The organism is Gammaproteobacteria bacterium CG11_big_fil_rev_8_21_14_0_20_46_22 (assembly GCA_002796245.1).
Lineage (GTDB): Bacteria > Pseudomonadota > Gammaproteobacteria > UBA12402 > UBA12402 > 1-14-0-20-46-22.
This window is the reverse complement of the sequence record PCWT01000068.1, coordinates 19,214-44,646: the sequence shown is the minus strand read 5'-3', so window position 1 is coordinate 44,646 and position 25,433 is coordinate 19,214. Positions and strand designations below refer to the sequence as shown.

At 39.4% G+C, this 25,433-nt stretch carries 30 protein-coding genes; 22 read left to right on the top strand and 8 right to left on the bottom strand.

Going from position 1 to position 25,433, the window contains the following annotated elements:
* Positions 1-1,740: transposase (locus tag COV52_09850; protein PIR10252.1), on the top strand; the 1,740-nt coding region annotated here is incomplete at its 5' end.
* On the opposite strand, the gene COV52_09845 is transcribed toward COV52_09850, so the two are convergent.
* Together COV52_09845 and COV52_09840 are read right to left on the bottom strand one after the other, a co-directional pair.
* Positions 1,723-2,217, bottom strand: coding sequence for a hypothetical protein (locus COV52_09845; GenBank protein ID PIR10251.1), 495 nt, complete (start codon positions 2,215-2,217; stop codon positions 1,723-1,725). The two genes, COV52_09850 and COV52_09845, sit on opposite strands and share 18 nt — an antisense overlap.
* 176 nt (positions 2,218-2,393) lie before the next feature.
* Positions 2,394-2,633, bottom strand: coding sequence for a transcriptional regulator (locus COV52_09840; GenBank protein PIR10253.1), 240 nt, complete (start codon positions 2,631-2,633; stop codon positions 2,394-2,396).
* A 746-nt stretch (positions 2,634-3,379) separates the two neighbouring features.
* Here COV52_09840 and COV52_09835 point away from each other — a divergent pair.
* Entirely contained in the window at positions 3,380-3,661 is a 282-nt protein-coding gene (locus COV52_09835) for a DNA-binding protein (protein ID PIR10250.1), read from the top strand.
* A 137-nt stretch (positions 3,662-3,798) separates the two neighbouring features.
* Here COV52_09835 and COV52_09830 read toward each other — a convergent pair whose 3' ends face one another.
* Entirely contained in the window at positions 3,799-5,055 is a 1,257-nt protein-coding gene (locus tag COV52_09830; GenBank protein PIR10249.1) for a hypothetical protein, read from the bottom strand.
* A 178-nt stretch (positions 5,056-5,233) separates the two neighbouring features.
* Here COV52_09830 and COV52_09825 point away from each other — a divergent pair, with 178 nt between their 5' ends.
* Together COV52_09825 and COV52_09820 are read left to right on the top strand one after the other, a co-directional pair.
* A complete protein-coding gene (locus COV52_09825) occupies positions 5,234-5,938 on the top strand; it encodes a cobyrinic acid a,c-diamide synthase (GenBank protein ID PIR10248.1) in 705 nt (234 codons plus the stop codon).
* Positions 5,931-6,296: a hypothetical protein gene (locus COV52_09820; GenBank protein ID PIR10247.1), complete on the top strand. Its 366-nt coding sequence runs from the start codon at positions 5,931-5,933 to the stop codon at positions 6,294-6,296. The genes COV52_09825 and COV52_09820 overlap by 8 nt, the downstream gene beginning before the upstream one ends.
* 32 nt (positions 6,297-6,328) lie before the next feature.
* On the opposite strand, the gene COV52_09815 is transcribed toward COV52_09820, so the two are convergent.
* The 4 genes from COV52_09815 to COV52_09800 are packed head-to-tail and all read right to left on the bottom strand — an operon-like array spanning position 6,329 to position 9,603.
* Complete coding sequence (locus tag COV52_09815) at positions 6,329-7,840, bottom strand: malonyl-CoA synthase (protein ID PIR10246.1); 1,512 nt, start codon at positions 7,838-7,840, stop codon at positions 6,329-6,331.
* Between the two features lie 11 nt (positions 7,841-7,851).
* Positions 7,852-8,529 carry a hypothetical protein gene (locus COV52_09810; protein ID PIR10245.1) on the bottom strand — a complete coding sequence of 226 codons (678 nt, stop codon included), beginning with the start codon at positions 8,527-8,529 and terminating at the stop codon, positions 7,852-7,854.
* 12 nt (positions 8,530-8,541) lie between these two features.
* On the bottom strand, positions 8,542-8,928 hold the full coding sequence (locus COV52_09805) for a hypothetical protein (GenBank protein ID PIR10244.1): 387 nt from the start codon (positions 8,926-8,928) through the stop codon (positions 8,542-8,544).
* Positions 8,929-8,949: 21 nt separating this feature from the next.
* On the bottom strand, positions 8,950-9,603 hold the full coding sequence (locus COV52_09800; GenBank protein PIR10243.1) for a hypothetical protein: 654 nt from the start codon (positions 9,601-9,603) through the stop codon (positions 8,950-8,952).
* A gap of 408 nt (positions 9,604-10,011) precedes the next feature.
* On the opposite strand from COV52_09800, the gene COV52_09795 reads away from it, so the two are divergent.
* The 18 genes from COV52_09795 to COV52_09710 are packed head-to-tail and all read left to right on the top strand — an operon-like array spanning position 10,012 to position 24,171.
* Positions 10,012-10,218: a hypothetical protein gene (locus COV52_09795; protein ID PIR10242.1), complete on the top strand. Its 207-nt coding sequence runs from the start codon at positions 10,012-10,014 to the stop codon at positions 10,216-10,218.
* A gap of 10 nt (positions 10,219-10,228) precedes the next feature.
* Positions 10,229-10,498: a hypothetical protein gene (locus COV52_09790; GenBank protein ID PIR10241.1), complete on the top strand. Its 270-nt coding sequence runs from the start codon at positions 10,229-10,231 to the stop codon at positions 10,496-10,498.
* Positions 10,495-10,677, top strand: a complete 183-nt coding sequence (locus tag COV52_09785; GenBank protein PIR10240.1) for a hypothetical protein — start codon at positions 10,495-10,497, stop codon at positions 10,675-10,677. Before COV52_09790 ends, COV52_09785 begins: the two co-directional genes overlap by 4 nt.
* The gene (locus COV52_09780; GenBank protein ID PIR10239.1) at positions 10,674-11,069 is read left to right on the top strand and encodes a hypothetical protein; all 396 of its coding nucleotides are present in this window, start codon (positions 10,674-10,676) and stop codon (positions 11,067-11,069) included. Before COV52_09785 ends, COV52_09780 begins: the two co-directional genes overlap by 4 nt.
* Positions 11,070-11,074: 5 nt before the next feature.
* Positions 11,075-12,037 (top strand): P-type conjugative transfer ATPase TrbB, encoded by a 963-nt coding sequence (gene trbB, locus COV52_09775; protein ID PIR10238.1) that lies wholly within the window; start codon positions 11,075-11,077, stop codon positions 12,035-12,037.
* 17 nt (positions 12,038-12,054) lie between these two features.
* Positions 12,055-12,366, top strand: a complete 312-nt coding sequence (locus COV52_09770) for a conjugal transfer protein TrbC (GenBank protein ID PIR10237.1) — start codon at positions 12,055-12,057, stop codon at positions 12,364-12,366.
* A 13-nt stretch (positions 12,367-12,379) separates the two neighbouring features.
* Positions 12,380-12,721: a hypothetical protein gene (locus COV52_09765; GenBank protein ID PIR10236.1), complete on the top strand. Its 342-nt coding sequence runs from the start codon at positions 12,380-12,382 to the stop codon at positions 12,719-12,721.
* A gap of 4 nt (positions 12,722-12,725) precedes the next feature.
* Positions 12,726-15,239, top strand: coding sequence for a hypothetical protein (locus tag COV52_09760; GenBank protein ID PIR10235.1), 2,514 nt, complete (start codon positions 12,726-12,728; stop codon positions 15,237-15,239).
* Positions 15,232-16,005 (top strand): P-type conjugative transfer protein TrbJ, encoded by a 774-nt coding sequence (gene trbJ / locus COV52_09755; GenBank protein ID PIR10234.1) that lies wholly within the window; start codon positions 15,232-15,234, stop codon positions 16,003-16,005. The genes COV52_09760 and trbJ overlap by 8 nt, the downstream gene beginning before the upstream one ends.
* 1 nt (position 16,006) lies before the next feature.
* Complete coding sequence (gene trbL / locus COV52_09750) at positions 16,007-17,191, top strand: P-type conjugative transfer protein TrbL (protein ID PIR10233.1); 1,185 nt, start codon at positions 16,007-16,009, stop codon at positions 17,189-17,191.
* Positions 17,192-17,203: 12 nt separating this feature from the next.
* Complete coding sequence (locus COV52_09745) at positions 17,204-18,025, top strand: hypothetical protein (GenBank protein PIR10232.1); 822 nt, start codon at positions 17,204-17,206, stop codon at positions 18,023-18,025.
* The gene (locus COV52_09740; GenBank protein ID PIR10231.1) at positions 18,025-18,984 is read left to right on the top strand and encodes a hypothetical protein; all 960 of its coding nucleotides are present in this window, start codon (positions 18,025-18,027) and stop codon (positions 18,982-18,984) included. Before COV52_09745 ends, COV52_09740 begins: the two co-directional genes overlap by 1 nt.
* 10 nt (positions 18,985-18,994) lie before the next feature.
* Complete coding sequence (locus COV52_09735) at positions 18,995-20,269, top strand: hypothetical protein (GenBank protein ID PIR10230.1); 1,275 nt, start codon at positions 18,995-18,997, stop codon at positions 20,267-20,269.
* Between the two features lie 10 nt (positions 20,270-20,279).
* Positions 20,280-20,960: a hypothetical protein gene (locus COV52_09730; GenBank protein ID PIR10229.1), complete on the top strand. Its 681-nt coding sequence runs from the start codon at positions 20,280-20,282 to the stop codon at positions 20,958-20,960.
* Between the two features lie 21 nt (positions 20,961-20,981).
* Positions 20,982-21,425 (top strand): hypothetical protein, encoded by a 444-nt coding sequence (locus tag COV52_09725; protein ID PIR10228.1) that lies wholly within the window; start codon positions 20,982-20,984, stop codon positions 21,423-21,425.
* Positions 21,422-21,763, top strand: a complete 342-nt coding sequence (locus COV52_09720; protein ID PIR10227.1) for a hypothetical protein — start codon at positions 21,422-21,424, stop codon at positions 21,761-21,763. Before COV52_09725 ends, COV52_09720 begins: the two co-directional genes overlap by 4 nt.
* Positions 21,764-21,808: 45 nt before the next feature.
* Complete coding sequence (locus COV52_09715; GenBank protein PIR10226.1) at positions 21,809-23,758, top strand: hypothetical protein; 1,950 nt, start codon at positions 21,809-21,811, stop codon at positions 23,756-23,758.
* Between the two features lie 53 nt (positions 23,759-23,811).
* Positions 23,812-24,171 (top strand): hypothetical protein, encoded by a 360-nt coding sequence (locus COV52_09710; protein ID PIR10225.1) that lies wholly within the window; start codon positions 23,812-23,814, stop codon positions 24,169-24,171.
* Between the two features lie 32 nt (positions 24,172-24,203).
* Here COV52_09710 and COV52_09705 read toward each other — a convergent pair whose 3' ends face one another.
* Entirely contained in the window at positions 24,204-25,430 is a 1,227-nt protein-coding gene (locus COV52_09705; GenBank protein ID PIR10224.1) for an integrase, read from the bottom strand.
* Positions 25,431-25,433: the final 3 nt, after the last annotated feature.

Below are 25,433 nucleotides of genomic sequence, written 5' to 3'. Positions count from 1 at the left end.
CCCGATTTATCAAAATCATTGCCTGATGCGTTAATTAAGAAGCTCCCAAAAAGTGCATCTGAATTATTAAAATCCACTGATAACTCAGAAGAAATAAACACTGCGCGATTTGAATTTTATGTTTATGACAAAATGTATCACCAACTCGATAGAGGTCGTTTATTTTGTAATGACAGCGTTTCATATTGCGATTTAGATTATGATTTAGTACCAGATGAGTTTGTTGATAATGCGGTAGAAATTTGCGAAGAATATGGGTATAAAAAAATTCCTGTGTATTGTGATGAGCGTTTAGATCAAGCATTATCTGACTTAGAAAACGCATGGATTCAAGTCAATAAAAATATTGCAGATGGAACCAATAAAAGTATCGAGCTTGAAACTGACGATAAAGGAAATATCACGTGGAAATTAACATACGATACCGATGAAACTGAAAAATCCACATTTTTTGACGGGCTGCCAAAAAGAGATATTGCCGATGTTTTTAAATTCATGGGGGATTATCTTGATGTTTGGAAATTATTTGAAAGTCAAAAAGATCGCTATGTAAAACACAAACACCCAAGTCCATTAGCATTGATTGCGTGCATATTATCCGATGCGTTTGGTTTTGGCACAGAAAAAATGTCACAGATGTCAAATATCGGATACAACCACCTTCTCACAATTGATGAAAATTTTATGTACGTTGGAAATCTAAAATTAATCAACGATGCATTTAGTAATTTTATTCATGAGTTATCAGTATCACGTGCGTGGGATCTAATAGAAAACACTGTTGTTTCAGATGTAGATGGTCAAAAATACGCAACAAGTTATCACACCATTCAATCACGCTTTTCCTCCAAATACTTCGGATCGTGTAAGGGAATATCCATCTATTCACTCACCGCAAATCACATTTCAATCAATGCAAAAGTTATTGGTCCGAACGAACACGAAAGTCACCATCTGTACGACGTGATATACAACAATAAAACAAATATCCCTATTGATATGGTAACAGGTGATGGCCACTCCATTAATCAAACAAGTTTTGTGACACTTGATTCAATTGATGTTGAATTTATTCCAGGTATTAACAATATTCGTATGGAAGCTGAAAAACTTTTTTCCGTTAATGATCCGGATCAGTATCATGGATTAATAACACCGTCCGATAAAATTAACAAGGCCCTCATAAAATCAGAAAAACGCGGCATTATTCGAATTTTATTATCACTTTTACTGCAACAAAACACGCAAGCGGTTATTGTTAGAAAATTAGCATCACACAAACGCTACAGTCGATTGCAGGCAGCGTTTTGGGAGTACAATAAAATTTTTAAAAGCACACATGTGCTGAATTTAATTGATGATGAAGGTAAACGAAAGGTGATAAAAACTGCGCGTAATCGCACAGAATCCTATCACCAATTTCATCGCATGATTCGAAAAGTATTTCACGGTGCTTTCAAGGGAAGAAAAATTATTTCAAATGCTACCAGCGTCCAGGCATCAAGATTGGTGTCAAACTGCGTCATTGCATATAATGCAATGATTCTTGATAAATTGTATCAACGGTTGTGTGCAACCTTTGGTGAGAAAGAAGCAAAAACAATATTGAGCAAGATATCGCCAGTTGCTTGGCAGCACATCATTTTTACTGGTCGTTATCACTTTAAAGATCGGAGAAAGGGGGTTGATTTTAATAAGCTCATTAAGCTTTTAGAGAAAAAACTACGTAAGGCTGCGTGATTGCACGGGGTAAATTAAAAACCGGCCGGTTTTGGAGATTCTTCCATGCAACCCCGTATTGGTAAAAGCGCTATGATAAGCATCGTCAGAATCCATCAGCGCTTTTAATTCGTTTTGTTGTGCTTGGAAATTGGGATGCAGCAACCATTGATCCCATCGGACAATTTTACTGAGTATCGCGAGCTTTCCATAGTACATTGCATTACGCTCCAGCCATTGATCCCCAGCCTCTATCGAACCTCGATAAAAGCTATCGGCATCTTTTTCAGATTCCAACGCCATTGTATGACGCTGTAAACTGTCATCAATTAACATGATGCATGAATCAAAAGAAGCATTGACCAGTTCAATCGTTGCTTCAAAATGCTCGCGTTCGTGGACTTCCTGCCCTACACTAATCGTTAAGAGGCATCTTGATTGCTTAAACTGCTCCTTCTCAACATTCATGCACCTGAAAACGGGTTTCAATCGGCGCATGGCCCGTTCCTCCAAACGGTTTAATCTTAAAGGCTATCTAGCAGCAATAAGATACCACTTTGTTAACCCAACTGCCTCTCACTTTATTAGGCTAACGTATAAAATGCTAGCACAAATTTGTTAAACACGCCAAAAGAAGCCACGCTTTTCGTGACGTTAATTATCATAGCATAATTTCATTTGATCTTTTTTAATTCAGATAAATTTGGGAATAAGCAGCCAACCTCAATATTGAGCGATTTAGCTATTTTGATAAGATTCATCGCGGATACATTATGCTCACCTCGTTCTATTCGTCCATAAAAGGCCCTTGAGATATTCACAAAAGCTGCGAAACCTTCTTGAGAATAGCCCTGCTCTTTTCTGAGGTGGCGAATGTTCTTACCAATGGCGACAAGTTCTTTACGCTTATTCATGTTACATAGCGTAATAAGCCACGCTATTTGAAACCACGCCATGCATGGCGTATTTGTTTTATTTAAAAAAAATTTTGTTGCTGAGCTTATGCGTTTGTGTGTCAACCCGAAGGGTTGTCCACAAAAAGCGTAAGCTAACTATAGGTATATCTTAATTACAGGTTAATATAGGGAGTCGCTAAAATTATTTATTAATCATATAGATATAACTACTTTGGTCGACCAAAGGTACGCAAAATGTCGACTAAAGGTACGCAGATGTTGCTAGAAAAGGTCGACCAAAAGTACGTGGATAACTGCTTGAATTAACAGGTTTATCCACATATCTATATTTATATTACGTACTTTATGTATAATTGTTAACGTAATAACTTTATTTATTTTATGTTTTATTGGTCGACCAAAGATTCGCATTTATAAGCGAAATATACGGTTCTGCCTTGCTTTGTCATAAAAATAATTAAGCGCCGCACAGCTTTTTTAATTTGGCTAGAGTATTTCATACTTTATTTAACTTAAATAAAGTATGAAATATAAGTATTATTTTTTATAAAACGCCATTCTATCGTTAGAAATCTATGAAATGTCGACTAAATATACGTAGGTCACGCTGGTAAAGGTATGAATAGTATTTAACATTAATAACGTATTGTTTATTAATTATCTGTTTTACGATATTATTTGGTGAAGGAAAAACTTAATGAATACTTTAAATACTTTACTTAACTTTTTTTGGAAGAGAGGCTATGAATAAAAAGGAATTCATTGAAAATTTAGAAAAAGCCGGTGGCTTTAAGCAAGAGGTCGCGGAGGGGGTTTATAAGGTGTTTGTAGAAACGCTAATGGTTTCATTATTAAATGGCGGTGATAAGACGCTTTTACCGGAGATGGGAAAATTTGAAGTAAAAACAAGAAAGGCTAGATCGGGAATTAATCCTAATACGGGTGAAAAGCTACAAATACCTGAAAAGAAAATACTGACGTTTAAGGCGTCAAAACAATTTTTAGCTGAGCTTAATAAAGATTAAAGTATTTAAAGTTAATAAATTATTTACTTTAATATTCTTTGTTGCAGTTAAGCTAACCAAGGATTTATTAATTGGATCGATTGATACGTAGTTTTCTCTCGTTTAGTCGACTAAAGGTACGCAAGCACTTGGCGTACCTATACTGTTTCTTTTTCGGCGTCTTTTTTTACAAAATCAGCAAAAGAATCTATAGGGTCAAGAAGATGGTGCCATCGACTATTAATGAAATCATATAGATGCTGTTTTGCTTCCCTTGTTTGAAAGCCGGATTTTACTTCAGTATATAACCACTTCAATTGGCGCCTGGTAATGTATTCATTGAAATCAGCTAATAACTTCTTTTTGTCATTTCCGTTCAATTTTTGTTCAACTATATCAACCAAGGTGTTTAATCGATAACTGTCATATTTTTTTACATCTTTTGAGCTTGGTTCCGAATTATCCTTTTGAGCTGTTGATGTAGTCGTATTTAAAGCTTTTGCTGGTTGTTTTTTGATATGGGTTTTAGATGGGTATAGTGTCAGTCCTTTTTGTTCTTTCTTGACGTTAGCATCAGGGTACAGTGCTAATATTTTCACCATTTGATCGGTGAATCTTTTCTTAAAAGCATACCTACCAGACTTATCTTTCGCATAATTTGAGCCAAATTGGTTATGTAGTGATTCCCATGGTATTGGGGTCATTTTCCTTAGATAGCTCATTCGATAGGTGAGCCAACAGTAAATGTCGAGGGCCAGGCTGGAATTTTTTAGTTTTTTTATTACATTAAGATCAATAGGCACTGGTTTACTTAATATTTCATCAAAAAAGTCTTGGTCGAGCAGTAATATTGACTCGTGCGTTTTTGGATCATCTTCTTTTTGAGGGGCCCAAGTTAGACTTGCTCTTTTTACCGTTCTTACATTTTCGACTTGCCATGTATTGCCATCATCATAAGTGCATGATATAGCACAAGAAAATAATCTTTTTGTTTGATCTTTAAATCTTTCAATATATGCTCCAGTTCTTGGTATACCAAGCTCTGACATGAATGCGCTTAGGCTATGTCCTAATATAAGTTCTCTACTTTTCTTTTTAACAACCTCAGAGGTAATCCATATCATGATTAATCTAGGTATTGAGCCGTAAGGAAGCCCAATGTCAGGATTTGAGGTCATTACTAATGAGTAATGACCGTTTTTTCTCTTAAAATAAAACTCTTCTGGTTTCTTATGCGGCATACAAGCTTGTACCAAGGCTCTTGCCATATAACTAACCGCGCCATTGTTTTCAGCTTCTTCCTGCTCTAATGCTATGGATTCAGCAATAAGTTGAGATATTTTATGGTCAATTATTGGGGATTCTAGCTCTATGAGAGCTTTAGTGTCGGATTTTCCCTGTGTTTTCTCAGTCATTGTAAAAATCCTATTCATTATCTGCCTTACCAGGCAAGGCACAAAAAGCATAACCTAAAAATTATTATACATAAAGCTTAAGATAAATAAAGTAATAATTTTACGTAAAGTATTTACTTTACAAACCGTACAAGCCTATAATACACTTCATATGGTCAATACTTTAAGGAGACTAAATATGGCAGCAAAAATTATAGCCGTTGTCAACCAAAAGGGCGGGTCAGGCAAAACAACGGTTACTATGCAAAGCGGTGGGACGCTAGCCTTGAGGAAGAAGAAAGTTTTAATTATAGATGGAGATGATCAGAATTCCGCCGTTGAGTGGGCATCAATGGCACCTGAAGGGACACCATTTCCTGCCAGAGTCTTTAACTTAGCAGCCGCTGGTAGAAAAATTCACCAAGAAATCAAGAAATATTACGATGACTATGAATACATTTTTGTTGATTGCCCTCCAGCAGCAGATTCTCCTATATCAAAAAGCGTATTACTTGTTGCTGATTTAGCATTGGTACCGTTTATTCCAGACGGTTTAAACATGTCTGCCGCCGTTAGGATTCGAGACACAATCGAAGATGCTCAGGTTATGAATCCAAACCTACGAAGCTTGCTTGTGCTGAATAGAGTAGAGGCTAAAACAAACCTTACTAATGAGGTTTTGGACTTGTTGCCAGATTTTAATATGCCCCAGTCAAAAATTCGACTACACAAAAGAACATACTATCCTGAGACTTTTTTAACTGGTTCCACAGTTCATTCGCTAAGAAGCAAAGCTAAGGATGCTATCGATGAAGTAGAGTCTTTTACAGACGAATTGCTAGCGTTTTTGGATAAGCCGCTAGTTGATTCCCAGATCAAAGAAAAGGAAGAAATTAATGGGTAAGTATGATTTGAGCAATTTCAAGAAAAAGATAGCGCCGAGAGATAAGGAAGAGGTGGAAAGAGAGGCCGCCTCTCGATTCAATCAAGCCGACGAAGCTCTTGGCGTTAATGATTCCTCTGGGAAAACTGAACCAAAGTCCTTTGCTAGGGTAGTGCGCAAAACCTTTTCTATCCCTGAAACAGAGCTTGAGTTAATTGACAAGATCAAAGACAAGGCCCTTGACAGGAAGGTGGTTTTAGCGGAAAGCGAAGTTGTTAGATTGGGGTTTCTTGTTCTTTCTGAATTATCAGGAAATGAGCTAGAAAAGCTCTCGGACAAGCTAGAAAAAATGCCAATGGGCCGACCGCCAAAACGGTAATTAAAGTTAATAACTTATTAACTTTAATTACATTACGAAAACAAATCATTGTATTGGCTTCTGAGCACGTTTTTTTGTATTTTACCCATAGCATTTCTCGGTAAATCATCAATGAAAAGTACTTTTTTAGGGACTTTATAGTTGGCTAATGATTTCTTGATGCTAGAAATAACATCGCTAGCTTGAACTGTAGAGCCAGGTTTTAATACAATCATAGCAGTAACTGCCTCACCAAAATCAGAGTGAGGTAAGCCAACCACAGCCGATTCTTTAACACCGTCCATTTTATTAATTAGGGTTTCAATTTCTTTAGGATAAACGTTAATACCGCCTGTAATAATCATATCCTTAGCTCTGCCAACAATAGAAATGTAGTCATTGTTAGCTTTAGTCCCAACATCACCCGTGCGGAAATAACCGTCTTGAGTGAATGATTCCTTTATTTTGTCCTCTTTTTTCCAATAACCGCCAAAGACATTATCGCCTTTTACTTGTATATGCCCTGCATCATTACCTTTTGTCTCGTTATCTTCATCATCCACTATTCGTAGTTGAGTAATAGGTAATGGCAAGCCTACGGAACCAGGAATGCGATCTCCGTGTAATGCGTTTGACGTATTAATTCCTGTTTCTGTCATGCCATAACGCTCAAGTATTCGTTGGCCAAATTTTTCTTCAAATTCATAAAATGTTTTTTCAAGTAGCGGTGCTGAACCAGAAATAAATAATCGCACGTTCTTCGTTAGGGTAGGGGTAAATCGCCCATCGCCCAATAACCGCGTATAGTAAGTAGGAACACCCATTAAGACCGTACTATTAGGTAAATGTTTAATTGCAAGGTCAATATCAAGTTTTGGTAAGAAGATGGTGCTAGCACCACTTAGTAAAACGCAATGGCAAGAAAAAAACAAACCATGACAATGAAAAATAGGCAGCATATGGAGCAGGGTGTCGCTTTCCGTGAATCCCCAACAGTCTTTGAGTGCTCTGCCATTAGCAAGTAAGTTTTTATGGGAAAGCATCGCGCCTTTAGGTTGTCCGGTTGTGCCTGACGTATATAAAATACAAGCGATATCATTTTCGCATTGTTCTACAGTGTCAAAATGAATGCCAAAATTACTGACCTTTTTCTGTATTGAGCCGCTGCCGTTTTCTGCAAGCGTTTCTAAGATAAGGGGGATTCCTTTTGCTCTGATAAGTTCGACAACTGTTTTTTCTTTTTCAAGAGAGCAAACGAATAAAGATGGCTCCGCGTCTTCAATAAAATAAGTAAGTTCTTCGCTTTGAAATGATGGGTTTAAAGGGATATAAATAGCCCCAAACCGTAAGCTAGCCAAATAAACACATAATGCATCTAAGCATTTCTCGGTTTGTTGCACAATCCTATCGCCTAACTGTAATTCAATGCTTGAAAAGAAATTGCAGTATTGCGCTACTTTTTGATCGACATCTTCATAGGTAAATATTTTTCCATCGTCCAGCAGAATAAGGGGATTTTGTTTTTTTGTATCAAACATAAAGTGGCTATATAAGTTTGCGTTCATAGGGAATCCTCTTATAACTTGAATGGATTAAAATTGGTGTTTGTATCGTAAACATCACATTCTTTTTTCTTGAGCCAGCGAGAGACAAAAGCGGCAACAGGCGTTGCTATAATCTCAAAGGTCATTTTCCAGAGATACATATCTAAAATAAGCTTCAGCAAAGCTAAAGAGCCGATCTCATGCCAGTGAAAAATGATGACCCAGGTAGCTGAGAAAACAGCATGTCCAACCGAGGTAGACATAATTGATCTTAGCCAAAACAATTTACCGTCCATCTTTATTTTCAGCTTTGAAATAATGTAATTGTTAATAAAAAAGCTAAAAAATGTTGCAATGGCAACGCCCATGTATAATTTAGGGTAATTATCAAATACATTAACATACCCGTAATTCACAACGGCTGTCGGTATCATCATTGATATCCAGGCGAACAGAGTGAATATCCCCAGCGTTAATATGACGCACCAAATGAGAAATCGTGAGTATTTGTAGGAGTAAACTTCTGTGATGACATCCGACAATAAAAAGGTGAACGGAAATATGAGAATGCCGCCTGGCTCATATAAGTTAAAAATATGCAATATGCGCGGTGCCATTGTAAAATAGGTAAAATTGGTTGCCAGAAACAAAGTGGTTAATAATATCTGGGCTTTAGAAAATTTGAAGTCTATGGTTTTGGCTGTGCTCATAATGACACCTAGTTATTTTTCAGATTGCTCGGAACCAGATTCTTTGTCTTCCGGTTCTGGTTGATTATTTTCATCATCCGGCGGGAGCATCTGATCTTTAATATTTTTATAGCGATTTTCTCGCTGATCTTGTGGCAGAGAAAAAAGTACATCGCCTAGCGCAATAGCGCCAAATTTTGCTGTCTGACAAGGGTGAAATCGTTCCAGCAAGGCTTTATTGTCCATGAGTTCACTGATAGGCACGTCGTATAAATCACGTTTACCTAAAATGCTATACATGATTAATGTAATGCCGTCTTTTCGTTGGCGCTGACCAACTGCTTTGTGGCTGTATACATTTCGCATTTCTGCCGTTTTGTAACTGAGCCACAGCAAAAATAATTTAAGTTTTTTAAACATAGCTACCGCCTCCTAATAAAATTAAAGCACCGACCATTTCGCCTCCACCAGACAACCCAATACTTGATCCTCCTTGAGCAAAGGGAGTTGTTTGTACCCAGTTTCGTTATAGGCATATAACATCAATTGCCCATTTTCTTTGGTTAATCGTCTGAACACAAAATCATGCATTCGTTTGATATAGGCCACAACAAAGCAGGGTGGGGTAGGGGAGATGGTTGGATCGATCACTATCACTGTTTCTGAATCGAATCGAGGAAACATGGAATTATCTTTCAGTTTTAGAGCATAGGAGCTGTCACTCAATTTTTCATGTATAGTCGTCCAGTTAGCGAGTGTAAATTTATCCAGCTTATTGCTAAGCCAGGCATTAATTTGGTTCCAATCTAAAATTGGCACTACTTTTTGTTCTGATAGAAGGCGCTGTTCAGGGGATTCTTTTAACATCATTTCACCCTTGCTCGCGACCAACCAGTCCACGCTAATGCCCAGCGCCTCAGCGATGTCGTAAGCAAATTTTGACTTGTTCGTACCGCTCGTGCAGAGGTATTGCACGGCCTGCCGCTTCACTTTGATTCTTCTGGCAAGTTCTGCCTGTGAAATACCAAGCCTATCCAGAGCATACGATAGCCTCTCTGAAAGCGTATTGAGTTTTTCTGTACTCATTAATTCCATAACTCATTGATAATAGGAGCACTTTGCTCTGGTTGACCCATAATACTATTTAATTTAGCAAAAAATGTTGACAAGGACAAAGTAAAACTGCTATATGTAAAACAGTTTTGTCCTATTGACAAAATAATTTGTCACAGTATAATTAACGATAGATTAAAAGGCTTAGCAGTTTAAAAGGGGAACGAAGGGAATTTTAGGGCTTGCCAGGAAGCGACAACCTCCTAGCAAGCGAGAATTGCAGAAAGCAGCGTCTAAACTGATTTTGCAGGTGTGATAGTAGCACATGGCTTGTTATAAATCTCTATACACCTCATAAAATCACCGCGATTCTCAATCCTAATACCCAAAAAAATTTGACCATTGGAGACAGCTTTTTTGGTCTACATGACAATCAAATAGGAGCAGAGAATGTCAAAGAAGTCGCTGATAAATAGCAACTTAGAAAGCCGAGATAGCCGTATATTTGCGCGAGTACCCAAAGCGCTTAAGAAAAAATTACAAACAAGCTCGAAAAAATCAGGCAGAAACTTAACAGCGGAATTAATTGTAAGGCTTGCTCATAGCTTGGAAGAGCATGAGTTCATTGAATGTATTCCAGAATGGATAAACGAGTAGGGTGGATGTTATGCGTCGTAGGAAAATACAAAATTTCACAAACGTGCGTCACCTGGGGCACGCCGACGCCATGTGGCTTTCTCGTAAAAATGGGAACAAGAGCGTTGAAAGTCGCCTTATTTTGCGTGCCCCATTTTTTATTCAAAGCAGGACAACATTGCCACCCTGTGATGTTGGTAGCCGCGACCAATCCTCCAAACAGCGGGGGTTCTGGGTGCGTCTTGAGTGTGCTCGCATCAAGGCGCTATACCCAGCCCATTTTATAGGAGCAGGGATATGAGTGACAGCACAGTTTTTAATGAGTTAGTGGACAAGAGTATCAAGCATTATTGGTTACTAAATAATTCCGAACAATTCAGCCGTCGTAAATTGATTCGTGCTGATAACGCTTGGCTTTTATTAAATGAAATAAATAAAGAACAACCCGTTTTAACACAACCACCAGGAGTCAAAAAATGAAGACACGTAAAGGTACTGGCGCTGGCTTAGAAGTGATTGGCCGTTTAAAAGAAATACCAGTCATCCGAAAAACGAATAACGACAAATTGGTTGCCAATATCGTATTAGCTGTCGATGAAATACAAAAAAATGACGCGGGACAATCGGAAGAATATACCGAGTGGTTATCTGTAGTGGTTTGGGGTAATGCAGCACAATTTATTCAAGACTATGCGCGGCCAGGGCTACGTTTAAGGCTAACCGCCAAAGTTAAAACTGAAAAAGAAGAAGTAACAGACGCAGATGGTAAAAAATACGTTTATTCCATCCCAAAATTTCATACAGGCGACGTTGAGGCAATGGATAGCATTGAAAAAAATGAAAGCAACGCTGAAATAGAAAAACAGCAATAGAGATTATGATGGCTAAGAACCAAGAACAGGCTGAACTTAAAATTGACTTTCTCAAAAAAATGTTAGGGAGCCGTATCTGTGCAGCACTGCAAGATGATGACATTACCGAGATCATGGCAAATCCTGATGGTTCTGTCTGGTTTGAGTCAAGATCAAAAGGGATGTTTAAGGATTCTGAAATAGGGGAGTTTGAGGCACAAAACTTTTTATTGCAGCTTGCAAGACTACAAGATTTATTTCTGAATTTTGAAAATCCTTATCTTGAAACCTTGCTGCCCTTTAATCGCGAACGTTTAGAAGGGACGATTGCACCAATCAGTGATCGCGCCTCATTTACCATCAGAAAACCCGCAAAATTTGTTTATCCACTAGAAGACTATTTGAAGAAAAAAATCATTAATAAAGCACAATTTGATTTTATTTGTGACGCATTGCTAGCGCGTAAAAATATTATCGTATCTGGTGGCCCTGGTACGGGTAAAACGACACTTTCCAATGCGATTGTTAAAAAAATGAGTGAGATTTGTGATCGATCACAGCGCGTACTGGTATTAGAGGATACGGCTGAACTTAAATGCGAAATGCCTAATGTATTGTCTATGGTGACGAGCCAGAATGTATCGATGACCACGTTACTTAAAATAGCGATGCGCTCACGACCCGATCGTATTTTGGTGGGTGAAGTACGTGATGCGGCGGCGCTAGATTTATTAAAGTCTTGGAATACAGGGTGTCCTGGTGGTATTGCGACGATCCACGCTAATTCCGCAGAAAGTTCGGTGTTACGGCTCATTTCACTTGCGCAAGAGGCGAATGTGCCACCGCCGAATGATCTCGTCGCGGAAACAGTCGATGTTTTAATTAACGTGGTACGAAATTCCAAGCATAAAGCAGGTCGGGAAGTTAAATCCATTTCAGCGATTAAGGGATTTAACGGTAAAAAATTTGAGTTTACTCAAGTCGCTTAACAAATAGGAGAGTTCTTATGAAAAGACGTTTATATAAACTATCAGGCGCGTTGATGTGTTTGCTTTTTGCCGCATCAGCACAAGCCTCAACCGTTGCGCAATACCCTTGGGCGCAAACACTGACGAAAATCATGGATTCGCTTGATGGGCCAGTTGCTTATGCTTGCGCTGGTATTGCCATTGTTATTGCGGGTCTGTCAATGGCATTTCTGGATTTACAAGGTGGCGCTAAGAAATTTGTACAAGCCGCTTTGGGTATTTCTATTGCTTTTGGCGCGGTGACGCTGTTATCCACGTTCTTTAGTTTTAGTGGTGCATTAGTTATTTAAAGGGGGAAAAGCGATGCGTGGAACAGCAAGACAAACTAATCGGGCGCTATCGGACACCATTTTAATCATGGGTGCTGAGCGCAGTTTGGTGATTGTCTCTTGCTTTTTTTGGGGCTGGGCGTTGATGGGCGTATTACCGCATTGGCCTACGTTGATAGTCATAGCAGGGTTTATTGGCACTATCTACCTGCTGCGCTTTTCTGCAAAACGTGACCCACAAGGCGTCGCCGTATTTAGAAAAAACAGCCGTTTCTTAGTGCAAAACCGTTTTTATTTAGCACAAGGCTATGCGGGAAACCTACAAAAAACACGAAAAGTGCAAACAGTTCCGCTAAGTTTATTTGCAAGGTTTTAATGATATGAAAAACAGACACCATGAAAATTTCTTGAAATTACGGCGAAACCGAGAACTGCCAGAACTGTTAAGTTTTGGGTATTTATTTAATGAGAAGACGGTTATTCATAAGGATGCGGCATTTTCAGCCCATTTTAGCTATATCGCTCAAGACGTGGATTCTTCCACCGGTGCAATTTTAGATGCCAATGCCTATGCTGTGTTTCAGGCATTAGGATTACTTGATGATGGTTGGATGTTTGAAACCAATCTTTTAAGTGAGGAAGATAAAAAATATGCGGATGCACAAACGTTTCCAGATACCGTATCCGCTTTAATTGATGACGCAAGGCGATTTAATTTCGAGCAGGATCAAACGTTTTTTAAGTCCACTTGTTATTTGTCTATTAGTTATGTTCCCACCGATCAACTCGGGAAAAAATTATCTAAGCTTATTGTAGATTCAGAGGAAAAAACCAAAAGTATCGATGATGAATATGCCTATTTTGAAAATACGGTACAGCGATTTTTAACTCAGTTTCAAAAAATCACCAACGCAAGTTCTGGTGTTGACAATGATTCTATTAAAGGACTAGAAAACGTCGAATTAAATCATTTACAGCGGTTAAGAAAGGATGCATTGGTTACTTTTCTACATCAGACCATCACGGGGAAACAGCAACAATTAAAAGCACCTAAAATAGGCTATTTTCTGGATTCCTATCTCTCATCAGAACATTTTATTGGCGGCGTGATCCCGAAAATTGGTAAAAAATGGATTAAGGTGCTTTTTATTGATGATTTACCAGAGTACACGTATCCCGCCATTTTAGATGAACTTAATTATTTAGGTTTTGAGTATCGTTGGTCATCACGCTTTATCCCGTTATCAAAGTTAACGGCTGAGAAGTATTTAAAATCACTGAAAAGCCGATGGTCGAATAAAGCCATTGGATTAATTGGTTCAATCAAAATGGCGATGGGGATTGCGCCACAAATTGATGAAGCCGCAGAAGAACGCAAATATCAAACCTCCCAAGCGATTAAAGAGAATAGTTCAGGCGAGGCCCGCTATGGGTTTATGACATCGGTTGTTATTTTAATGAATGAAGATCGCACTACACTAGAAGCTGCTGCTAATCAAATTACCAAAACGATCGAGACACTGAATTTTAAAATCCGCGATGAAGCATTCAATGCCACTGAAGCTTATTTAGGATCAATACCAGGCCACGGTTGTTATAATATTCGTAAGCCTTTGGTGGATAGTATTTATGTGTCTCATGCTATTCCTACGTCTTCTGTGTGGCAGGGGAGTCGAACCGCGCCATGTCCTTTTTATCCTAAAGGTTCGCCCGCTTTAATTTATGTGCGTACCAAAGGTTCTCGCACGTTTCGTCTGAATTTGCACGTTGGTGATGTAGGGCACTTCATGATTATTGGCCCAACGGGTACGGGTAAATCAACGCTACTGGGATTAATTGGTTGTCAATTTAGAAAATATCCACGTTCTCGTATCGTTGTGTTTGATAAAGATTATTCAAATCGTGTTTGGCTTAAAGCGCTGGGCGGCGATTATTTTGATGTCTATGGTGGTGCTCAGTTTGCGCCGCTAGCGATGTTGGCGAGTCTACAAGAAGGCACAGCAGAGTTTGAAGCAGAAATGACATTTTTAGTGGAATGGCTATGTGAAATTTGCGAGTTACAAAAAGTGGACATTACGCCGGATAAAAAAGAAAAAGTCGATCAGTCTTTGCGGGCATTAGTAAAAAGCGGTAAAGAAAATCTTCGGCTTGATTTGCTCCATATTCAAGATCAAGAAATCCGACAAGCCATTGACAGTTTTAACAGTGGCGCTATTCAAAAAATGATGAATGGGTTAAATGATCGACTAGGCAATAATTCTGTGATCGGCATGGAAATGGGCGAGTTATTAAAATTACCGGAATCCATTTACATTCCGATTGTGCGCGCTATTTTTCATCGTCTGACACGATTATTTCAAGATCGAAAACCAACGATTTTAATTCTTGAAGAAGCGTGGTCGTTCTTACGACACAAAATATTTGAAAATATGTTGGAAGATTGGTTGTTGACGTTACGTAAGTTTAATGTGGCGGTAGGCTTTATTTCACAAAATATTGAACACGTTACCTCCTCACGAATTAGCGGCACGATTAAAGAATCGTGCCCCACAAAATTCTATTTACCCAATCATAATATTTATGACGAATCAGTGGCTAAAAAATATTTGGAATTTGGTTTAAACGAACAGCAAGTGGCCATGATTGGTTTGGCCGTTCCTAAACGCGATTATTACCTCACCTCACCCATTGGAAACCGTTTAATACAGCTTGATCTTGATCCCTTATCGTTGGCGTTTCTCGGGGTATCCAAAGAAAAAGACGTACAAAAATTTAAAGAAACACACCGAGATGATGATGAGCGTTGGATACTGGATTGGTTGGATTATAAAGGCTTAACGCAGTGGCGAGAATTTGCGGAGAAATGTTATTTCCAAGGAGATAATCATGCTTAAACTTCATAAGTTACGTAAAGTATTTATGGTTGTATCGTTATTAAGTTTGACTGTTTACCAGTCTGCTTTTGCGATGCTACCTGTGATAGATGCAGTGAATGCAAAACTGAATTTAGTGACCTCCCTAAAAACAGCCACCATGGTGATACAGCAAGTACAACAAATCAAAAACCAGCTTCAAGCCATACAGTATCAGGCCACGAACTTAAAAACCTTATCCGGTCAGAATTGGGATAATGCGAGGCAATCGTTAAACCAATTAGCGAGTGCGATGCAGCAGGGCAATGCATTAGCTTATTCTGCATCAAACGTCGATCAACAATTTAAAAAACAATTTCCAGGTTATACCGGCGAACAAGGGGGAACAACCGATTATTCTGGCCAGTATCAAAAATGGGTGCAAACGAATCAAGACACCATGAACGGTGTCATAGATCAAATCAACGCGAGTTATGAGCAGCAATCACAAGAAGAAGCACTGGATCAACTATTAGCGCAAAAAGCCAAGACACCACAAGGGCGTATGCAAGCATTGCAAGTCGGTAATGAAATTGCGGCAGAACAAATTGCGCAAATGCAAAAGCTTAAAGCGACGATGATGGCACAGGCAAATGCACAGGCGGAATACTATGCCTATCAAGCACAAAAAGACGCGGCTAAACAACAATCGGTGGATGCGGTGGTAAAAACGTCGGGTTCTGCTTATCCCCAGTATCAAGGTAAATCCCAATTCGGATTGATTCCGCAATTTGGAAACGGGGAATAATATGTTACACGCGGCGGTAAGCACAGGTGTTTTAGATCAAGTTCTGCAAGAATTTTTGCAGGCCTTGCAACACGATTACACGCGTATAGAAGAGCTAGCAAAAGGGCTTTTTTATTATTTGGCTGGCCTTCAGATTGTGATTAGTGCCGTTTGGCTGATGTTTAAAGGTGATCCCATTGAAGCAACGGTTAAAACCATCCAAATATTTTTTACCATTTCAGTTTTTTACACCTTAGTATTATTTGGCGGTTCATGGATGCCACAGTTAATTAATGGATTTATTTCCATTGGCACAACGTCATCGGGGATCACTTCGTTAACTCCATCCTCTGTGATGGGGCAGGGCGTTTCTATTGGCTTTGCCATCATGGATAACTTTAGCCATTGGGGTTGGATAACGCACCCCTTTGGTAGTTTGCTAGCTTGCGCGATTCTCATTGCCATCATCATTCTTTACGCATTACTAGCGGCTGAAATTGCCATTATTTTAATTAAAAGCTACGTCTTGATTTCGTTAAGTGGATTAATGTTTGCGTTTGGCGCGAATGAAGTCGTGCGCCCCATTGCAATGAATTATTTTAAAGCGGTGATCGGTATTGGACTTCAATTGTTGGTGTTTTATCTCATCATGGGTGTTGGCGTTCAGATCGGACAGGATTGGGCAAACCTTATTGGGCAGGCCGCACAGCAACACGAATTAAAACCATTCTTGGTGGTCATGGCAGCCGTGATCGTCTTTTACATGGTCGTTAAAAATGTACCGCCTTTTATTGCAGGATTATCCGGTGTCGGTGGCTTTAGAAGTTACGGTGACGCGGCTGTTGGTGCTGCAATGACAGCGGGTGGCGTTGGCGCAAGAGCCGCAATGACCGCAGCAACGATGGGTGCCGGTGGCGCACAAGCACTCGGTCAGGTGGGTAAAGGGGTGGCTCAGTCTGTTGGGTCAGTTGCTCAAGGCGTGCAAAGTGGTATGAGAGGGCATCATGCGGCAGGTCGTGCCGCAATGAATGTCGGCGCAGCAGCGGGCGGCTCTATCAAAGACAGCGTCATGAAAGCCAATCAACACATGAGTTTTGGTCAAAAATTCAACGCTAAGATGTCGCAGCGCATGTCGCAACAGGCAGCGCAAGCGAGCAAAGCCAGTAGCCCTGGTGGAGATTTTAAATCAAATCAGGTTAAAAAGTAATGAGGAAAACGTATGGCCATTAAATTTAAAAAAGTAAACTGGGATAAACTAAAGGCTTTGCCACTGATCTCAAAATTAAAATTTAAAAGATTGGGTGAATCGGATGAGGTGGAAAAAGCAGCGTCTTCAGAGTCGCAAAAAATCAGTGCAGCAGAGCGTTTTATAAAACAGCATTCGGGTGAAATTGAAAATAATCCTTATTTGCAGAGCAGGGCGCTTTGGTTGGATATTTACGGCAATGCGGAAGAGCGCTATGAAAAATCCAGGAAACTAAATTTTAGGCTGTTGCTATTAGTCGGCCTATGTATTCTCGGCATTATTTATATTGGCATCCAATCAAAATACATTCCTTATGTTGTGCAAGTGCAAAATGGGCAAGTGATTTATACGGGCGCAGCTAGTAGCAGTAATTTTGACACCATGAAGCCCGCGCTTGCCAAATTCTTCATACAAGATTTTGTAAAAAGCGCACGCGCCGTTAGTGTCGATGGGTATATTGAAAAAAACAATCAAAAGAAAGCCTACGCATTAACAAAAGGCGCAGCTACAACAGAACTTGATAACTTTTTTAAAGAGCGCGACCCCTACACGGTTGTTAATAAGCGAACGATTTCAATTAACGTTAACTATGTTAACCAATTACCGAATCAAGCATTCCAAGTGGGCTGGACAGAAATATCGAGAGACAGTCAATCCGGTCAAACGTTGTATCAGAAGCAATTTGTTGGCGAATTTGATTTTAAATGGGATGCGCCATCACAAAACGAATTTATTCTTCAAAACAATCCATTTGGGTTTTACGTCACTAATGTTTCTTGGACAGGAGTAAAATAATGAGTAAGCGTTTATTTTTATTAGTCACAGTGGGGCTTGGTGCTGCACTACTCGGCGGTTGTACCAACCAACCGATTGTCAAATATAACCCCGATGATTTTGTTAACCCGAATCAGGTGGTGAATAAAACGGTCAAGGTGCCGGTATTACCCAGCGTGAAAGCAACTTATGGCATTGGGAATGATCCTGCTATTGTGAAGGCTTATAAACAATATGAAAAAACCGGCAAGTTGGAAACCGTAAAAGGGAATGGTTGGATCAGTTATCCTTATAGTGAAGATTCTAAGCCGATTATTTCGTGTTCAATGTACCATTTTTGTATTGTGCAACTAGAATCAGGCGAAAAGCTCAATTCCTATGGATTAGGCAATACACAGGATTGGAAAACCAATGCGTTTGTGACGGGCGAAGGGAAAGGCGCTTCAATTTCAATTGAAGTCAAACCAACTCAAAATAACATGTCTACCGACATGACGATTAGTACCAACAAGCGCACCTATCTTATTGGTCTGGTTGCAAAAGCTGGGGCAGGCACTTCGGTACTCCGTTTTTATTATCCAGAAGAAACAATGATTGATAATATTGCGCGGGCAAACCAAATTCAACAAGGCGATGCAACGTCTCAAGTCATCGATTCAACATCGCTGTCTAGCGGAACCAATGTTGATTTAGACCATGTTAACTTTAATTACAAAATTAAAGGGGATTCTCCGCCATGGAGACCATTACGTGTGTTTGATGATGGCAACAAAACCTATATCGAGATGCCAGCCATTACAGCACGCTTTAGTTTGCCGGTATTGTATTTGGCGCGCAATAAAAAAATGCAAATGGTCAATTACCGTTACGAAAAACCTTATTTTGTGATTGATGGCTTATTTAGTCGTGCTTGGTTGATTTCTGGAAAAGGCAGCGACCAAGTCCGTGTTGAAATTCTCAACCAGAATATTCAAGGGTAGGAGACGCACCATGAGCGACAAACAAGATGAGATGAACAGCGCGGTTGATCAAAAGCCACCGAAAGGCGTTGGTATTTCACCCAAACTTTTTATAACGGTGGTGATGGGGCTTGCGATCCTTTTTTTGTTCGTGTTGATTATGATTTTTAGTTATCGCGGAAAAGGCCATACAGTCGAACCTCAAAAACAAAACACGTTGGTCAACCAGCAAAATGGGGTGTCAGCGGAAGCTGCCATTAATCAATTGAATCGTGATACAAGCGATGGGGTATTAGTGCATCAGAAACAGCAGGCACAAAAACAACCTGAACAACAAAATCAAAATGTACCGCAAACCATTGTCCAATCTCCTCCAAACGATCAAAACGCCTTGCAGGCGGCGCGATCTAACATTTCAGTGGTTAATAATTATCATGGCCCAACCGGACAAGCATTAATGGGGCAAGGTGGAACCGGCGCATATTCGGGTGGCATAAACGGATTAGCTAATCAAGAAAATCAATTGAACGCAATGGCACAATCTGCATTAAGCGGATTAGGGCAGAGTGGTAATTATAAACAACAAAATATGCAAAGTGAAAAAACAGCCTTTTTGCAATCAGCGAGTCAAAAAGATAATAAGTTTTATTTAAACTCGAAACTGACAAAACCTATATCGCCTTTTGAGGTAAAAGCGGGCACCATTATTCCGGCAACCCTATTAACCGGCATCGATTCTGATTTACCAGGAGAGATTACCGCACAGGTTTCTCAAAATGTTTATGATACGGTGACGGGCAATTATCTTTTAATACCACAAGGCACAAGAATTATCGGCGCGTATGACAGTAAGGTCGCTTACGGTCAGTCCCGCATATTAATTGCGTGGTCACGATTAATTTACCCCGATGGCGATAGCTTTGATTTAGAAGGACAGCCTGGTGTTGATTTAATGGGCATGGCTGGCTTGCATGACCTAGTTGACAATCACTACACCCGTATTTTTGGTTCCGCCCTCATGTTTTCTATGTTTGGCGCGCTAGGACAATTGTCTCAACCCCAACAAGCCAACGGCATTTTGACGAACCAACAAATTATTTACGGCGCGATTGGCCAGCAAATGAGTCAAACAGGGGCACAGTTAGTTGAAAAAAATATCAACATACAGCCCACATTAAAAATTAGACCAGGTGCTAACTTTAATATTTTGTTGACGAGGGACATGGTATTACCAGGGCCGTATCGTTCACAACATCATATCGGATTACCGTATCCCAGCACAACCTCTAATGAATATGTGAAATAGGAGCATTGCAATGATATTTAAACACAAACCAACCGTACCTGTTGCGATTATCTCTGGTATGCTCTTAATGGCACAAGCGTATGCTGATGTTCCCGATCCTTATCAAAATAGCGGCAGTAATAATATTTCTTATGATCTGCCATCAAAATTTTACGCAGGATTAAATTTAGGCTATAGCGTATTTACTGATAATACCGTAACCGTATCAGGCGATAGCGCAAACATTGATAGTGATTCAATGGATTTCGGTTTATTTGGTGGTTATAAATTCAATAATTACCTCAGTGTCGAGGCTAATTTTCAACGATTAGGAAAATTAAAAGATAACGGCGGTTCATCAACCTTACCTTTATCTTATAGCGCTTCCATTTATAACCTTAGCCTTGATGGCATAGTCAGCTACCCTGTTCTTTCGGGGTATCAATATACGGCAAGCCTTTATGGTAAAGCGGGGTATGGTTTTAATTTCACGAATTATAAATATAACGCTAATAATGGTGCGGATAGCCGATCTGGCAGCCTAAACAAAGGCGCGTATAATTTTGGATTAGGCGTGAACGTTGATTTGCGTTCTAATGTCAGTGCAAGAATAGGGTACACGTATTATCAAACGCATTACCCGTTACCAGGTAATGGTAATAGTCATGGCGCTAATGTGTTTACATTGGGTCTTTATTATAACTTTTCTTAAACCCTTCAGGGAGATATTGAAATGATGAAATCAGCGAGCTTTATAGGAATCGTATCAGTTTTTGCTTTGTTATGTGGTTGCCAACAGTTAAATACTGATCTGGGTAAAATAAACAATGGGCTTTCTAACATTAGTGGACAAAAACCAACAGCACCGGTCTCGACTGCAACAGGCTCTAAAAAAAGCATCAAAAATGCTTGGAATGTGAGTGATAGTGAGGCGTTAGCTTGGTTGGGACAGAGTCAGCCCACATGGGATGATAATGGTAAGCTAAAAGGCGTTAATTGGTACGATTTTTGGAAACAACAAATTAAAGCAAAAACGACACTCGCAAAAAATGCTTATCGTGCTTGCCATAATAACCCAACCAGTGGTGAAAACTGCCAAACCTATTGGCAAGCGTATTCCATGTCAAAATCGGAAGAAAGCCGTTATTGGGGTAAAAAGATGGATAATGACGCATGAAACAAAGTTTTTATCTGCAAGCTATCGTAAACGTTGACGACAATGGATTGTTCGTCAACGTTGATCTCGAAAAAACAAATGAGGCCATGAACAATTTACTGATTCATGTTCAAGACGATGGTTTTGTGGTGGAATCCGTTACGCCGATCACCTCTGGTGTTGGTCAATTTCAGTGTGGCCCAATTGAACAGAAGGGGACACATTTAACAAAATGGTTGAAACCGTCTGTTGGTAGCTATAGTTATGGCTTTGGTTACAGTTATACAAGCGGATTTATGATTTTAGCGAGTAAAAAATCGAGAAAATCCCGTGTTAATAAAAAAGAAGATAATGAATAATTTTTATCTCTATAACCGATATTTTTGGTCATATAGCTTTATAAAATGGGATGGGGCATGAGCAACCTATCATTAAGAAGCTGGGGCTTAGACTCAAGAAAATATAAGCACAAAGAGCGATTGATTGGCTTAAAAATAGGGCTTATTTATTTTCTTTTAGCAATCGCCGCGTTCGCATTAATCGATATTATTCGAGTCACTGATTTTGTTCATCATCGGCATATGCCAACCTATAATCCACATGCACTATTAGCTGTTTTATATTTTATAGTGGTTATTCTTGGATTGTTTACCCTTAATTATTACCGAATGAAACATAACACGGGAAATTTATATATCATCAATGTCTGCATGGCCGTGTTTTTTGGAACATTATTAGGGGGAATGGTTGAATTTTTAATTCAAATGTACTTTGCTAAAATGGTCACCCAACAAATGGGCTATAGTTTCCCGATTTATTTTAAAAGTTACTTATCTGGAGCTTGGCCGATTTATTTGATTATGGCTTTCTTGTTAACGATGGTTCTCATTATTCGATGGCGATTACGTGTTTATAAGCTGAGTGTGCAGCGTGACTCACAAGACACATCAAGCAATTTAGGATCTTCGCGTATGGCAAGCCCTAAAGATATTAGCCAATATGGACTTCGATCTGAGACAGGCAGTTTAATCGGAAAAGATCGTACTGGATACATTCGCATGAATAAACTGACAGATCGTTTGATTTTAGCGTATCGCGGCGGTGGAAAAACATCGAGTTTGTTAGTGCCATTTATCCTTGATAATTTACAAATTAATAAACTCATCACTGACATAAAAGGAGAGTTATGCGCAATTACTGCAAAGAAAGCCATCGATGCTGGCCGAGAAGTTTTTATTATTGACCCTTTTCAGGTGCTAAAAACGCTTGGGTTGGATATAAAAACACATAGCATTAATCCATTAGCTTATGTCAATAATAGTGATCCTTTGTTAAAAGATCGGTATATTTCTGCTTTGTCAGCAGCACTGTATGTGGTTGATAAAGAAGTCCGTAGTGAGACAGAAGCACATTTTAGTGAGAATGCACAAATTATTTTAGAAGGTGTTTTAGATTTTTATACTGACCAGTTTTACAGTAAGCCCGATAAAATGAATTTAGTTGATTTGCATGATTGGTGGATTGATTTGGCCAATGATACAGAAGATAACGTCATTAAAAGGATGAAGCAAGGTTCAAATAAGGCACGTGCGGCAGCGGCGCAAATGTTAGTTGCAGGTGGCGATGAATCAGGCAGTATGAAAACAACCGTGTATCGTCAATTGCAATGGCTTCGCAGTGATAATGTTCGGAACATTTTTACTAAAGATGAAATTGATTTAGAGTCTTTTGTTAGCGGTCAATGTGATATTTACGTGGTTCTACCTGAAGACATGATTAAAGCCTACTCTCGCATGGTTCGTGTTGTAATGGCGCTTATCAAAGTGAAATTGATTCAATCACCAACATCACAACTCAAGCAAGATTACTGCTTTGTGTTAGATGAATTGGGGCAGTTTGGTTATAGTCCTGACGTTGAGCAAGTGATCAATACTATGCGCTCTCGCGGCGTTAAAGTGTGGGCGTCTTTTCAAACCATTGGACAAGTGGAAGTGTATCGCGATGACGCGATTTTCAAAGGAATGCCAGTGAAACATTTCCTTGGAAGTGATGATATTAAAACACTTGAATGGATTCAAAAATTGGGTGATAAAACCACCGTGCTCACTGAAAATGTTTCTCGAAATACCAGCACAGCACATAAAGGGGCACGCCCATCGGTCTCTGAAAGTTATAGCGTTTCTGAAACGGCTACTGACCTGATTCATTTTAACGATATCCGTGAAATGCCAGAAGATGAACAATATGTTTTTATTAAAGGGATGCGGCCAATACGATGTAAAAAGGCTTATTACTTCAAAGAGCCTATTTACCAAGGGCGATTTGATCCCAATCCCTTAGAAGAGCGAGGCTAAGATTCTGCTCAAATCAAAATCGGCATTACCGCAATATCAGAAGGAATAGAATCATGTCACAGCATCACTTTTACACATTACATGAAGGCAAAAAAACGCATGTTCTGATGGGATGGGATAGACCACTTCAAGGATTTTTTATGGTGATTAATAAAGAGGGCTGCGATGAGCCATTTTGGTTAAACTTGAACTACGAACCCAGTCATCCTGATACATTACAACCATTCTTCGATGTGCTTAAAAAATTAAATATTCAACCGCCAGCAGAAATGATTGAGGAAATAAATCAAGATGCTCGTGTGAACCAAGGAAATAAGCAGGTTATTCACAGACTAAAAGAGAATGATCGTATTGAAGGCATTGATCCGTACCGCGATGGGCTGACGACAGCTTTTTCAAAATACGAAAAATAATGGTATTCATTTGATGTAAGTAGTTTTTAATTTTAATCGTTTGGCTTTTTGTTTTCTAGTTTTACTGGTTTATTCTTTGCTGAAGCGTGGCGTTCATGTAGCTCTATGTCAATGTAGTGATCGGTAATCGCGCTTGAGCTATGGCCAGCATCATCTCTAACATGCTCTCTTGGGCGTGTTTTAACGTCTTCTGAAATGCCAGTATGGCGCAGCCAATGAACGGTCGCATCAAGCAGCGATTCGGCTTCCTCTTTCTTCTTATCATTATGCAATTGAATGATTGCAACATCAAAACAAGACTGTACTAATCGTCTAATATAGGTGGTGCTGGTAATGGGGCCTTTTCCCTTTGTTTTTGGTAATAAAGGCGATTGATCGGCTGGAGAGGGTAGAAGGGATAACTTTAGATACTTGCGCCATTGTTTAAGTGCTTTGAGCATAGCGTCACTGACAGCAATTTGCCGTTTTTTATTGCCCTTGCCCACGGTAACAAACCACCAGTGATTATCGTGATCACGATAAAAATCACACATTTTAGGCGTCCAACGATCACTTGCAGCTAACTCAGAAATTCTAAGATACATGGCAAATAACACATTCATGATAAATAAGGTTCTCATGTGTTGCTCTGGATTACGTTCTGCCATATCTTCGGCAGCGCGAATAACATAATTCCACTGTAATTGACTTAATCGCCTTATTTTAGTTGCTGTTTGTGTCTTTTGAATAAATCGGCTTTTCTGACGTATTTGCAAAACTGGATTAACCTCTGTGTAATCTTCAGCAATTAAAAAATTATAAAATGTACTTAAAACCGCAAATAAATCTTTAATAGCTGTTTTTGAGAATTCAAAATCTTTAATCTGTGGTTTTTCCCCTTTGCGATGTGCTGATTTAGAGACGGAGACTACAAAAGGTCGCCACGTAGGGTTTGGGACTCTAGCCCCGTCTTTTTCGATAAAACGAGGTGGTTTTTTAAGTCCAATCCATTTTTCCGGTGGTTTTTGACAAAATTGGATATACTTTTCTAAGTTTTGTCTCCGAAGTTCACGAAGGGATTTTTTAGCAACAAGCCACGACCATTGCATTAATCGTTCGACTTCTCGTCGATAGGTGTTAAACGTAGCGTAACTACCTTTATAAGCGATTAAAAATTGCTTTGCAGCAGAAAAATCCTGCGCATTAAATTCTGCTGGGCATTGCGTGTCCTCCGTAAATTCCGTCGTGTCAAACAAGGGGCGAGGTATTTTATGCGACATAAT